The following is a 12,863-nucleotide window of genomic DNA, read 5'->3' on the forward strand; positions in this document are numbered from 1 at the left end:
AAATTTAGTTTTCTGCGGTTTCGCCCGCATAGAAACCATTATTTCCAAGAGGTAATTTTTTATGCTTTATTTATTTGATAATACCAGTGTCCAAAGTTTGGAAATCCGACGCAAGCAAAGCTTGCACGAGGATTTTTAAATTTTGGACACGCCAAAACATGAGTAAGTAGCCATTTTTCGAAGAAAAATGAGCGGAGTACGAATGTTTTGAAGATTGCGGGAGTACAAAGTACGGAGCAATCTGGTATCATAGGTGTCAATTTTTTTGACACCTACCTTATTTATTTTCTTTTGTTTCAACAGTAACCGGGCGGTTAACGCGGCCTGCGATTTCTTCTTTGATATCTGCGATAAACTGCTCCAGGCTTCTCTGGCCTTCATCACCTGCAAAACGGCTTCTGACAGATACAAGACCTGCCTCTTCCTCTTTTGCTCCGGCGATCAACATGTATGGAATCTTCTGTCCCTGTGCCTCACGGATCTTATATCCGATCTTCTCGGAACGGGTATCCATCTCTGCGCGGATGCCTGCCTCGTGAAGGGCGTCCAGAACCTTCTTGCCGTAATCTGCGTATTTGTCGGAGATTGGCAGAACCTTTACCTGTACCGGTGCAAGCCAGGTTGGGAATGCACCTGCAAAATGCTCGATCAGGATACCGATGAAACGCTCAACAGAACCGTAAACAACACGGTGGATCATAATCGGACGATGTTTCTCGCCGTCTGCTCCTGTGTATTCCAGTTCGAATCTCTGCGGCAGCTGGAAGTCAAGCTGGATAGTACCGCACTGCCACGTTCTTCCGATGGAGTCTTCCAGATGGAAGTCGATCTTCGGGCCATAGAATGCGCCGTCGCCTTCGTTGACTACATAGTCAAGGCCAAGGTCATCGAGTGCGCCGCGGAGGCCTTCGGTTGCAACCTCCCAGTCCTCATCGCTTCCCATGCTGTCTTCCGGACGGGTGGACAGCTCTACGTGATATTTGAATCCGAACAATTTGTAAACCTGGTCAATCAGGTTTGCAACGCCTTTGATTTCATCTTTGATCTGCTCCGGTGTCATGAAAATATGGGCATCGTCCTGGTTGAAACAGCGTACACGCATCAGGCCGTGCAGCTGGCCGGATTTCTCATGACGATGTACCAGACCAACCTCTGCCAGACGCAGCGGCAGATCACGGTAGGAACGAGGCTCGGACTTGTAAACTAGAACGCCGCCTGGGCAGTTCATCGGTTTGATTGCATAATCTTCATCGTCGATGACGGTGGTATACATGTTTTCTTTGTAGTGATCCCAATGACCGGAGGTCTCCCACAGGCGACGGTTCAGGATGATCGGTGTGGAGATTTCTACGTATCCTGCTTTTCTGTGGATTTCACGCCAGTAATCCATCAGTGCATTTTTCAGATCCATTCCTTTTGGAAGGAAGAACGGGAATCCCGGGCCGTCCTCACTCATCATAAACAGGCCGAGCTCTTTTCCGAGTTTTCTGTGGTCACGTTTCTTTGCTTCCTCGATCATGTGGAGGTACTCTTCGAGCTCTGCTTTCTTTGTGAATGCAGTTCCGTAGATTCTCTGCAGCATCTTGTTTTTCTCGCTGCCTCTCCAGTATGCACCTGCAAGGCTGGTCAGTTTGAAGGCTTTGACCGGCTTTGTGCTCATCAGATGAGGGCCTGCGCACAGGTCCGTGAATTCACCCTGGCGATAGAAGCTGATGACTGCGTCTTCCGGCAGATCTTCGATCAGTTCTACTTTATATGGCTCTTCTTTTTCTTTCATGAAGGCGATGGCTTCTGCTCTCGGCAGCTCAAAACGCTCCAGTTTCAGATCCTCTTTTACAATTTTCTTCATTTCTGCTTCGATTTTTTCAAGGTCTTCGCTGGTGAGTGGAGTATCTCTGTCTACATCGTAGTAGAATCCGTCTGCGATGGACGGTCCGATTGCAAGCTTGGTCTCCGGGTACAGTCTCTTGATTGCCTGTGCCATGATATGGGATGTGGTGTGACGGAATGCTGCTTTTCCGCCTTCATCGTTAAAGGTCAGAATGGAAAGATTGCAGTCCTTGTCGATGACGGTACGAAGATCTTCTACTTCACCGTTTACTTCACCTGCACAGGCCATTCTTGCAAGGCCTTCGCTGATGTCTGTTGCGATCTCAATGATGGATTTCGGTTCGGAGTACTCTTTGGTACTTCCATCTTTCAGTGTGATGATCATTTGCTTTTACCTCTTTCTTTGTATATTTTTTCTTAAGCGCATCTGTGGGATAACTGTTCCGAGCTACATCTCGATGTGGCTTCTCGCCATATGAAATTCAGGAAAAAAGCGCTCACTCATGCAAGCATGCTTCGCGATTTTTTCTTCCCTTTTGCATGGCTCTGAATTGTCACAAAAAAAGTCCCTTTTGACACGCCTGTGCTGTCAAAAGGGACGATGTATTTTCATTCACCGCGGTTCCACCCATTTTGTTTTTTCAAACCACTTCATTTGACGATAACGGAATCACCGGGCCGGATTGGGGCCGCTCAGAGCTGGTCTTCGATCACGTTCCTGCGAAAACCCTTGCACCACCAGATGGGGTTTCTCTCTGTCACATTCGCTGTGATTTACTCGTCTCTTCTACGCTTTGTTTTTTTGCTTCGATTGCTTTTTCGGCTCTCGATATTTTTAGATTATACCACCCATTTAGTGGTTGTCAAGTCCTGCATTGGCTGAAACTTTATTTTTCCGGCGTTTTTTGTACCTCCGTCTGCATGGCGAGTTTCTCTTTTGCCTTCTCCGGCATTTCCAGCAGCCCGAACGCGTAAAAAATCCCGTAGATATACGTAATTCCGCGGATATCCCCCAGATCCTTCGGGCGATCGACAACTGGTCTTGCACTTTCTTCCTGCAGTTCCAGCACCTTATGATACGCAGCCCGGACGGAACTCCAGACAAGGCTTTTACTTTTCTCCCGGCGGTCGATCCAGAGTTCTTTGGTGTAGGTGCCGCTTCTTCCATATTTCATATGGTAGGAATACGGCAGACCGGAATACGTATGGAATTCAAACTCCTGGAACGCGACAACGCAGTCCCACAGGGCTTCTTCTGTCCGTTCCTCATGAAGCCTCCAAAGAGCCTGTTCTCTTTTTTCCTGTAAATTTTCCTGTGATTCTTTGTTCTCTTCCATCTTTTTTGTCTTCTCCGTCGTATCCTTTATTCCACCAGAAATTGATCCAGCTCTGCCGCGACCACCGGATTGATTTTTACCTGAGGATGATCGATTTTTCTTCCCTGTGTGACGACCATCTCTACTTTGCGGAGAGCACGAAGATCCTCAAGCGGGTTTTCGACGGTCACGATAAGATCGGCGGATTTGCCGGGCTCGATGGTTCCGGTTTCGGCTCCGATTCCGGCCATTTCGGCGGCGCGGGCGGTTGCGGTGTAAAGCGCGAAGGCGTTGGAGACGCCGACATATTTATGGATGTAAAAGAGTTCCCGCCAGAAGTCATACTGCGTGATCCACGGACAGCCGACATCGTTTCCGAGGACGACGGGGATGTCGTTGGCGATGGCTTTTTTCGCACAATCTATGATTCCTTCGAAAACAACGTTACCATTGAACTGCTCTATCTCAGTTGCGTTGGTGATGGAACGGTCGAACAGCGCATACGGCAGGGCCGGGGACAGTGTCGTACATAGAAATGCATTCTTTTCTTTGAACAGGCGAATCATATCGTCATCCATTTTTGCACCGTGCTCGATCGAATCCACACCGTTTTCCAGTGCCACGCGGACACCCTGCGGCGATTCGACATGGGCGGCGACTTGATAGCCGAGTGCATGCGCCCGGTTACAGACGGCTTTTACCATTTCCGGTGCCATTTTGAGTTCTCCCGGAACGCCTTTTTCTTTGGCATCCAGCACACCGCCGGTGATCATCAGCTTGATCAGGTTGACATTTTCGCATTTTGCCTCATCTACATGGGCGACTGCCGCATCGATACTCTCTGCTGCGATCGCTACCGAACCTGCCATGTGCCCGCCCGGTACAGAGATTCCCTCGTTTGCGGCAAGGATTCTCGGGCCGGTCTTTTTACCGGCTTTGATTTCATCGCGCAGCCGTGTATCGAAAGTGCCAAGACCACCGACCGTGCGGATCGTGGTAACGCCGCTTAGCAGTTCATCTTTTGCGAAGCCTGCTACCATGCGGTAGGCGATCGCGCGGGAAATTCTGTTGCTCATCAGGGTTTTGACGAGTTTTGCGTTGTAGCGCTGCTTCTTCTGCGGTTTTCCATTGCCTGCGAGATGGACATGCATGTTGATCAGTCCGGGCATGATGTATTTTCCCTGCAGATCTATCTCCGTATAGCCGGAAAGTCTGGTTTCTTCCGGGACAATCGCTGCGATTTTTTCTCCTTCCGTCAGAATGATCAGACCGGTCTGAACCTGCATATCTTTCGTTCCGTTTAGGATTTTTCCGTTTTTGTAGGCATATTTCATACTCAATTCCCTCTTTTCTGCCAAACGTATTATGTTTTATTTTAACACGTCAGAGAGGGATTTTGCGACAGAAAAATCGTTTTTCTCTGTTTTTTATTTTTCTTTTATTCTGCCCCGCATAACTGCCCTCACACCGCCGAACAGAACACCGGCAACAGCCCATAGGATCCAGGTTTTATCCCATTCTCTCGTCTGGAAGCTCCATACAAGATAGATGGCGGTGACAATACACCAGTAGGCGGTTGTAAAAACTTCTGTTTTCTTTTTGTATCGTTTTTCTTCCGGTGTATATTCGCCTTCCTGCAGCAGGATGACGTAGCTTCCATTTATGGTGCTGACCCGCACAATGAAAAAGACACCAACGGCGACCAGAAGCAGCAGGATGGATACGGTGGCTGTGATGATGTAGTCCGGCTGGCTGAATGCAATGGCAGCGAACATCGGGATAACTGCCAGAATACAGAGGGTAACACCGGCGGCGATTCCTCTGGTAAAGGTGCTTTCGTAGTCCTTTTTCCGTTCCTGAACAAGGCCGGTTACACCATAGGCAGTTTCTATTCTCTCCTTTTCCAGATATTCATACTGCTGTCCGTGAATACTGTAGGATACGAAAATCACAACAGCAGCGGCAACCAGCAACAACAAAACGGAGATGCCTGCTCCCGTTGCCATGTTTTCGCTGATGTTTTCTATATGGGAATCGGAAAGTCCGGCAAGGAAGATCAGCAGCGCCGGGCTGATGATACAGAGCGCAACAGCTCCGGCGAGTGTCGGCCCTGTTTTCCGTCTCCATTCCATGAACGCGTTTGCTTCTTCCATCGATACACTCCGCACGGATGACTCCTCTGCGGCGTATTCCAGTATTTCTGTTCCTGTCTCTGATTTTAATTCGTCTTTTAACAGATAGTCGGTGCTGACACCAAAGATTTCAGCAAGACGGAGCACTTTCTGCAAATCCGGCGTGGACTGTGCACTCTCCCATTTGGATACCGCCTGCCGCGAGACGGAAAGTTTCTCCGCCATCTCTTCCTGTGACCATCCATTTTTCTTTCTCGCTTCTGTGATTTTTTCTGCCAAAATCATATTTGTTTTCTTCTGTTTTCCAGCTCTTTTTCAGTAATCTTTTTGCTGCAGCTCACAGCCATTCTATTCATTTCTGTTTTGGAAATGGATTGGCTGTTTCTGCTTCAAATCCTATCATTTTTTCCGGTTGCCTTCTACCAAATCGGGCTGGAAATGTGTCAACTGGCGGTTACAGATGCTTATTTTTCAAGGATTTCCCGCATCTGCTGCATAATTTTTTTAATTTCATAAACCGATACGCTGTTTACGACTTCAAAATTGATCTGCTTTTCTTTTCCGCTGTATTTCACTTCATACTCTCTGGCTTTTTTTTCGTCATGGTCTTTGTACCGTGCTTTGCCGATCAGATAAGCATCTGAATTGGCCGTCTCGGGGTAGCCCGGGCCTTTTTCCAGTTCAAACAGCTCTTTCTTTTCTTTTAGATTCTTTTCCAGTCTGCTCAATTTTTCCAGAAACACCTGACAGACTTCAGGATAATGTTCTCTGATGTATATCAGATTTTTGTGCAGACATGTTGCGCTTTTTTCCATCAGATGACGTTCTGTTTCGTTCGTCAGATAATCAAACTCTCCCAGCTGTACTTCATCCCCCTGAATGGACCGCGCAAGCTGTTCAAACCAGTACATCTGCCGCGGCATACTGTCCGGGAACATGAAATATGTTGAAAACTCATGATCAATCATCGGCGCCAGACGCAGAATCTTATCGTCTTCACGGCAGACAAATGCGATGTTTTCGTAATGGTAGTTCTGATCGCCTTTCAAAATCGAAACGAGAATCTGCAGTACCAGCTCCTCCGCCATCGCCGGGTGGGTCTGGAAATAGTCGGATTCGAGGATTTCGGTGTAGTCGTAGAACATCTGGCAGTAATTGACGTAGTCATCAATATGGACTTTGTCGTCAGGATATTTTCGAAAGAACTCCAGCAGATTCAACAGATGTTCTCCTTCCCCGTAAATCATCGGTGAAACTGTTCCATAATCGTAATATTTCTCCACCTCCGCCTCATACCCTTCGCAAAACGCAAGCTGATACTGCGGCGTCGGCATAAAATACGCATCAATCACCCATGACCAGAAAACCTCAGCATAGGCGAACAGCGGCGTAGACAGCGGTTTAGATTTTGTAAGCGGTTTAAAAACAACATCTCCTTCAAAAACCGGAAAATGCTTCTCCCCTTTCACAACCCCCACTGCCTCCGCTTTCAGATTGCCGGAACGGGCAGAATACTTATATTTCTTTGGCAGATAGGATGGTTTCTGTTTCATCTTAATCCTCCTGCAATGCTGCCAGATATCCCAGGATTCGTTCTTTTTTTCTGTCTGACAGATTCCGAAAGCCTTCCAGAATGATTTTTTCTGTTTCATTTCCTGCGCTCATTTCCGGATTTCCCGCATTTCGCTCTGTCTCATTCTCCCCCAGAAGTTCATACGGCGTAACCTTCAGCACTTCGCAGATTTTCAGTATTTTATCCGCCGACGGATTCGTGCCCTTTCTTTTCCAGTCGCTGATGGTGCTCTGGGAAATTCCGGTTTCTTCGGAGAATTCTTTCTGGGTCATGCCGTTTCGAAGAATTAGCTCAAAAATTTTTTCACTGATCATTTTGTATCTCACCTTTTTCACTTAGATTTTGTTTTACTATACCATAAAATTTCCTGCCCGTCATTTCCTCCAATGCTGAAAAAACGCCTCTTCCTGCGCTGTGCGGATTCCGTATTTTCTTCTGGCGATGTAGAATTTTGATTTCCAGCTTGAGGTCTGCACCGGGATTGCGGTGATGTGATGGAGGCGGACGATGTCCATGTAGGGGAGGATAGATATTCCAAAACCATTTTCCACAAGGCCGGTGATGACTTCGATTTCTTCGGCCTCACACACGGGTTTTACCTGGATGCCCTGTTCGGCGAAGATCTGCTCTTGGAGGCTGCGGAAGCCGCTCGTCCTGGAAAACATGACCTGCGGATACTTGGCTGCTTCTTTTAGTGTGATGTTCTCTTTCCCCTCCAGCGGATGACCTTCCGGGACGGCGGCCGCGATGTAAGATTCCCGGAGGGGATAATATTCGAGTTCTTCGGATTTCAGCAGTTCTGAGCAGAAGCCGATATCGTATTTTCCATCCAGCAGACCCTCCTCGATCTCTGGGGTCAGGCGGTTGTAGATGATAAACGGGAAGGTCGCGCCGAATTCCCGCAGCATATGTGGTATTGTTCCTGCCGCGAGCGGATATACGGTTCCGATCCGCACTGTCTTTTCTTCCGTCCGAAGGCCTGCCGCCCGCTCCTCCATTCGAAGATATGCGTCCAGAATCTCCTCGACATCCTGCATCAATTCTTTTCCGTAGCGGCTCAGGCTCACGTTTCGTCCTTCTTTCTGGAAGAGCGGAACACCGTACTCGTCCTCCAGTGTCTTGATCGCATGGCTGAGCCCCGGCTGGGAAATATTCAGCGCTTTTGCCGCTTTTCCGTAGTGCTGCAGTTTTGCCAGCTCTGCAAAATATTTTAAATACTCGATATTCATAGATAGCCTCTTTTCCTGTTCTGCATCTATCATACCACTTTTCATTTAATTTTAGAATCAATTCATTCAAAATAATCATTTGTTTTTATCGGTTTCTGTGTCTATAATAAGCATAGTTTCAAGACCTTAACGTAATTTCATTCTCAGGAAAGAAGGATTTTTACTCATGAATACCAGAAAATTTCATCTTCCAGGCGAAGCGGCGCTTCTGATCGTGCTTCTGATCAACCCTCTTGCCATTGATCTGATGTCAAAAAGCGTATTTGGAATTTCAACAATTTCCTCCGTGCCGCTCATCCTCAGCACAGCGTTTCCAGTTTTCAGTTTCGGAACGTGGAACTATATCTTTCAAACGCTGCTTGTCATCACCCTGATGGTCCTGAAGCGTTCGTTCTGTCCCGGCTATCTGTTTTCTTTTGTTGTCGGCATCGGATTCGGAAAAATGATCGATGTACACAATACCTGGGTTACCCTGCTGCCAAATGTTCTGTCGCTGAATGTGGTCTGCTTTTTCACCGGATTTCTTCTGATGTGCTTCGGCATCTGCCTCGCCAACAACTGCCTGCTGCCGATTGTCCCGACCGATATTTTTCCGCGGGATCTGTCGGAACTTCTGCATAAAAAGTATAACCAGATCAAGACAACCTTTGATCTCACCTGTCTGACAACGACCGTAATCCTGTCCCTTGTAATCCTTCACCATCTTTACGGAATCGGCATCGGAACTTTCTTCTGTGCTTTTATGACGGGACGAACCGTATCTCTGGTTCAAAAATTCATTGGAAATCATGTAGAATTTTACCGTCTGACGAAAAAAGAAATGGTAATGCCTGGGAAAAAGATGCGCCATGCATAAAAAAACTGCCCGAATTCCAGTTTTTCTGTTGAAATTCGGGCAGTTTTTTATGCGTTCTGCTCCGCTTCTACTTCCCGTTTGATCTCATCCTCGCTGTCAGCCATGGCCTGCATTGTCATAGTCAGCAGTTTTTCCAGCGGCCAGTCAAGCTGCTCGGCGCCCCGCTCAATGACTTCCCGCGAACATCCAGCCGCAAAGCCTTTGCTCTTATATTTTTTCTTCAGGGATTTCAGTTCCATGTCTTTTGTGCTCTTCGAAGGCCGCATCAGCGCAGCTGCCCAGATCAGTCCCGTCAGCTCATCTGCTGCAAACAGAACTTTTTCCATCTCATGCACCGGCTCCACATCCAGTGTGACGCCACACTCAATGGTAATGCCGCAGCCATGGGAAACGACACCATGAATGATATCTTCCGACACGCCGCCTTCCCGCAGAAGCTCCGGTGCTTTCAGGCAGTGCTCTGCCGGATACAGCTCAAAATCAATGTCATGCAGCAGTCCGACAATACCCCAGTGCTCCTCTTCTGCCCCATATCCAAGCTCTCTTGCATACCATTTCATCACGGCCTCTACGGTAAGCGCATGCTGAATATGGAAGGGATCTTTGTTGTATTTTTTTAATAAAGTAAATGCCTCATCTCTTGTAATTTCACTCATGCTTAATTTTCTCCTTCCCTTTTCTCTTTCCAGAATCACCTGGATTGGATTTGAATTATAATTTCGTCCATTATAATCCTATATTCATAGCAATTCAATAGGTTTATCAAGACTTTTTTGTGCATCATATAAAAAGGCGCCGTTCCCTCACCTTTCAGAGAGAGGGCACAGCGCTTTTCTTATTTTTCAAATTCTACACTTTACAGAAGTTCCGGTTTCAGCCGCACATCGAAGCTGATTTCGGTTTCTTTCAGCTGATATTTTTCCAGCAGCATCGGTCCGCAGCTTGCCGATCCGATCCCGGCCTGGCGGTAGTCGATGCAGAAAACAGTGCTTCCGCACGGCCGAAGCTCATAGTTGTGGGCTTTCGCGGTCAGCTCCTCCTGCGTGTAAATAGATGCCTGGAATGAGAAGGTTTTCTCGCCCACTGCCGTCAATACCGCACGATCACTGGCAAGACTTGCATAATCGCAGTCGTAGTGGCTGCCGTTCTCCTGCGGGCGGATATAATCCTCCTGCTGTTCTGCCGGTGTGCAGTGGAAAACGCCGTGATAGCTTGCCTGGTGCTTATCCACGTAGCTCTCCACCGGGCCGAGGCCGCAGTAGGTCAGTTTTGCAAACGATTCCGGCAGGAACAGGCGCAGGCCAAAACGCGGCAGAACCGGGAATACCGGGTCTTTCTTTGCTTCTACATGGACATCGGTCGTTCCGTCGCTGTAAATTGTCCATTTGATCACACCTGCAAGGATCCGCTGCAGAGCCGGAGACGAAATCGAATAGCTTGTCTCGATCTCCACGCAGCCGTTTTCTTCTTTTGCCGTTGTCTCATACGCCCGCGTCACGGTACGGTCATACTGCGCACGCATCCAGGTATTCTTGATATTGCGGTCATTGTCTGTCGGCGCACGCCAGATGTTCAGCTCCATCGGGCGGTCGAGCAGATTCTGGTTGGCATAGCACATTTCCTCGAACAGGCCGGTGAACTTATTATAGGTATAGCTGAACTGTTCCGTCGATACCGTCAGATAATGATCGTCCTCTTTCCATCCAAACGAAGCCGTTCCCTCCGGGCGCTTCATCATCTCTTTTGCCTTCTGGTTCTGATTGTCTTTCGTTTTCACCGGAACTTCTTCAAATCCCAGTTCGAACTGCTCCGGCAGCACCTCAGTGGCCTGTTTCTGATACCAGGTAACCTTCAGCGCACATTTTCCCTGCTCCGGCACGGAAATGGCAAGCGGAATCGTCTTCTCACAGCCTGCCGCAAGCTCCAGCAGTGCTTCATCTGTAATCTTGCCGCTCTCCGTCACTTCGCCGTCCACAAGCACCTCATAGCCGAGCACAGCGTAATCTTTCAGATTCACAAAATTCATATAGTTTTTGATGGTCAGTGTACCCTTTTCGGCATCATATCCCGTCACGCGCACCGGACGATACACGTTTTTAAATTCCATCAGTCCCGTATGCGGTGTGCGGTCCGGATAAACAAGTCCGTCCATGCAGAAGTTGCCGTCGTGCGGATACTCGTTGTGGTCGCCGCCGTACGCGTACATCTTCTTTCCCTCGATCGTTTTTCCCATATCAATCGCGTGGTCGCACCACTCCCAGATAAAGCCGCCGCACATCTTCTCCTCGCTGTGGATCAGTTCAAAGTAGTCTTCAAGATCTCCCGGGCCGTTGCCCATCGCATGGCAGTATTCGCACATGATATACGGCTTATCCCCGTACTCCACCAGCTCTTTTTTGATCTCCTCGAGTGATGGATACATGCGGCTGTAGAGGTCGAGGTTGCTGTAATCGTATTTCTTCGGATCATCCACATACCGTGCCGACTCATAGTGCGTCAGACGCGTCGGATCAAATTCCTTCGTCCACTTTAAGGCCGCCTCGAAGGTACAGCCGTATGCGCACTCATTTCCCATCGACCAGATGACAACGCTCGGGCGGTTTTTATCGCGCTCCACGCAACGCTGTGTGCGGTCTACGGTTGCCTCGGTAAATACCGGATTGTTCGCAATTAGTTTATTCCAGTTCTTCGCATACTCTTCCCAGCTCGTGTAATCCGCATAAATTGCCTCTGTGCCGTGGCTCTCATTGTCCGCCTCATCGATGACATAAAAACCGAGACGGTCATAAAGCTGATAACAGTACGGCGCATTCGGGTAATGGCTGGTCCGGATCGCATTGATGTTGTGCTCTTTCATTACCTTCAGATCTTTTTTGATCTGTGCAAGGCTGATTGCAAATCCCGTCACCGGATCGCTGTCGTGGCGGTTTGTTCCGTGGAATTTGATCTTCACGCCGTTCAGGTACAGCACACCGTCCTTCGCGTGGATCTCACGGATGCCGACATGATCAGTGATCACCTCACCCGCCGTCTCCAGCACCAGCGTATACAGATACGGCTCCTCGGCATTCCACAGATGTGCATCTTTTACATGCATCTGAACCGTATCGCCGCCAAACGCTGCCTCTGCCACAAGATGATTTTCTGCATCAAACAGCTTTGCCGTTCCTTCCTGCGGTTCCCCGTCATTCCAGGTAATCGCAATCGAAACTTCTCCATTCTGGTACGATGCGTCCGGCGCTGCCTTTACAAAGTAATCGCGGATGCCTTTTTCTGGTCTTGCAAGCAGATAAACATCGCGGAAAATGCCGCTCATGCGGAATTTGTCCTGATCCTCGAGATAGCTTCCATCGCACCATTTCAGCACCAGTACGGCGATGATGTTGGTGCCATCTTTTAAGAAGTCTGTTACATCAAATTCACTCGTAGAATGAGACACCTGGCTGTAGCCGACGAAGCTGCCGTTCATCCACACGTAGAAACAGGAATCCACGCCCTCAAAATTCAGGAATGCCCTCGGTGCTTCCTCCTGTTTTTTCCACTCGAACGTTCTCACGTACGCACCGCACGGGTTCTCATACGGCACATACGGCGGATCCACCGGGAACGGGTAGCGGACGTTCGTATACTGATGGTGGTCATGGCCATAATTCTGCCAGACGGACGGCACCGGAATCGTCTCGAATGCAGAAGTGTCGTATCCTTCTGCGAAAAACTCCTCTTTTACATCGTAAACACTGGTAAAATAGCGGAATTTCCAGTCGCCGGAAAGCGGGAAAAAGCGGTCCGACGCCTCCCGGTTCTCCACCAGATCCTCCATGCGGCGGGATGCCGGAATGTAGTAGGCACGGTTCGGCATGGTATTCACATGCAGGTGATCGAAATCTTCGAAATATTTTGGAACAATCATCTCTTTTTAAGTCCTCC

10 protein-coding genes are annotated in these 12,863 nt (G+C 48.6%); 1 reads left to right on the plus strand and 9 read right to left on the minus strand.

The genetic code is table 11. From position 1 onward, the window contains the following. Nucleotides 1–277 precede the first annotated feature (277 nt). From thrS to DWX00_RS08690, 7 genes are all read right to left on the minus strand, one after another. Nucleotides 278–2,215, minus strand: coding sequence for a threonine--tRNA ligase (thrS, locus tag DWX00_RS08660; RefSeq protein ID WP_118595047.1), 1,938 nt, complete (start codon nucleotides 2,213–2,215; stop codon nucleotides 278–280). A 502-nt stretch (nucleotides 2,216–2,717) separates the two neighbouring features. Continuing rightward, nucleotides 2,718–3,167, minus strand: a complete 450-nt coding sequence (locus tag DWX00_RS08665; RefSeq protein WP_243001876.1) for a hypothetical protein — start codon at nucleotides 3,165–3,167, stop codon at nucleotides 2,718–2,720. A gap of 26 nt (nucleotides 3,168–3,193) precedes the next feature. Then, a complete protein-coding gene (locus tag DWX00_RS08670) occupies nucleotides 3,194–4,480 on the minus strand; it encodes an amidohydrolase family protein (protein WP_118595048.1) in 1,287 nt (428 codons plus the stop codon). Between the two features lie 93 nt (nucleotides 4,481–4,573). Then, nucleotides 4,574–5,563, minus strand: coding sequence for a helix-turn-helix domain-containing protein (locus tag DWX00_RS08675; protein ID WP_117802020.1), 990 nt, complete (start codon nucleotides 5,561–5,563; stop codon nucleotides 4,574–4,576). A gap of 179 nt (nucleotides 5,564–5,742) precedes the next feature. Next, the gene (locus DWX00_RS20085; protein WP_243037991.1) at nucleotides 5,743–6,831 is read right to left on the minus strand and encodes a hypothetical protein; all 1,089 of its coding nucleotides are present in this window, start codon (nucleotides 6,829–6,831) and stop codon (nucleotides 5,743–5,745) included. Nucleotide 6,832: 1 nt separating this feature from the next. Then, entirely contained in the window at nucleotides 6,833–7,165 is a 333-nt protein-coding gene (locus DWX00_RS08685; protein WP_055221741.1) for a helix-turn-helix domain-containing protein, read from the minus strand. A gap of 60 nt (nucleotides 7,166–7,225) precedes the next feature. Beyond that, on the minus strand, nucleotides 7,226–8,080 hold the full coding sequence (locus tag DWX00_RS08690; protein ID WP_022462418.1) for a LysR family transcriptional regulator: 855 nt from the start codon (nucleotides 8,078–8,080) through the stop codon (nucleotides 7,226–7,228). Between the two features lie 166 nt (nucleotides 8,081–8,246). Between DWX00_RS08690 and DWX00_RS08695 the strand changes: the two genes are divergently transcribed. Next, nucleotides 8,247–8,936 (plus strand): DUF6198 family protein, encoded by a 690-nt coding sequence (locus DWX00_RS08695; protein ID WP_022462419.1) that lies wholly within the window; start codon nucleotides 8,247–8,249, stop codon nucleotides 8,934–8,936. 47 nt (nucleotides 8,937–8,983) lie between these two features. Here the strand turns inward: DWX00_RS08695 and DWX00_RS08700 are convergent, their stop codons facing one another. Both DWX00_RS08700 and DWX00_RS08705 read right to left on the minus strand, forming a co-directional pair. Further along, nucleotides 8,984–9,592, minus strand: coding sequence for a hydrolase (locus DWX00_RS08700; protein ID WP_118595049.1), 609 nt, complete (start codon nucleotides 9,590–9,592; stop codon nucleotides 8,984–8,986). Nucleotides 9,593–9,792: 200 nt separating this feature from the next. Further along, nucleotides 9,793–12,846 (minus strand): glycoside hydrolase family 2 TIM barrel-domain containing protein, encoded by a 3,054-nt coding sequence (locus tag DWX00_RS08705; protein WP_118595050.1) that lies wholly within the window; start codon nucleotides 12,844–12,846, stop codon nucleotides 9,793–9,795. Nucleotides 12,847–12,863: the final 17 nt, after the last annotated feature.

Origin of the sequence: Blautia sp. AF17-9LB (genome assembly GCF_003479185.1) — a bacterium.
Classification (GTDB): domain Bacteria; phylum Bacillota; class Clostridia; order Lachnospirales; family Lachnospiraceae; genus Fusicatenibacter; species Fusicatenibacter saccharivorans.

Bases quoted from the DNA above. Each gene is read 5' to 3' on its own strand.
- DWX00_RS08705 (WP_118595050.1), bottom strand. From the start codon at position 12,846: ATGATTGTTCCAAAATATTTCGAAGATTTCGATCACCTGCATGTGAAT.
- DWX00_RS08700 (WP_118595049.1), bottom strand. From the start codon at position 9,592: ATGAGTGAAATTACAAGAGATGAGGCATTTACTTTATTAAAAAAATAC.
- DWX00_RS08675 (WP_117802020.1), bottom strand. From the start codon at position 5,563: ATGATTTTGGCAGAAAAAATCACAGAAGCGAGAAAGAAAAATGGATGG.
- DWX00_RS08690 (WP_022462418.1), bottom strand. From the start codon at position 8,080: ATGAATATCGAGTATTTAAAATATTTTGCAGAGCTGGCAAAACTGCAG.
- DWX00_RS20085 (WP_243037991.1), bottom strand. From the start codon at position 6,831: ATGAAACAGAAACCATCCTATCTGCCAAAGAAATATAAGTATTCTGCC.
- DWX00_RS08665 (WP_243001876.1), bottom strand. From the start codon at position 3,167: ATGGAAGAGAACAAAGAATCACAGGAAAATTTACAGGAAAAAAGAGAA.
- DWX00_RS08670 (WP_118595048.1), bottom strand. From the start codon at position 4,480: ATGAAATATGCCTACAAAAACGGAAAAATCCTAAACGGAACGAAAGAT.
- thrS (WP_118595047.1), bottom strand. From the start codon at position 2,215: ATGATCATCACACTGAAAGATGGAAGTACCAAAGAGTACTCCGAACCG.
- DWX00_RS08695 (WP_022462419.1), top strand. From the start codon at position 8,247: ATGAATACCAGAAAATTTCATCTTCCAGGCGAAGCGGCGCTTCTGATC.
- DWX00_RS08685 (WP_055221741.1), bottom strand. From the start codon at position 7,165: ATGATCAGTGAAAAAATTTTTGAGCTAATTCTTCGAAACGGCATGACC.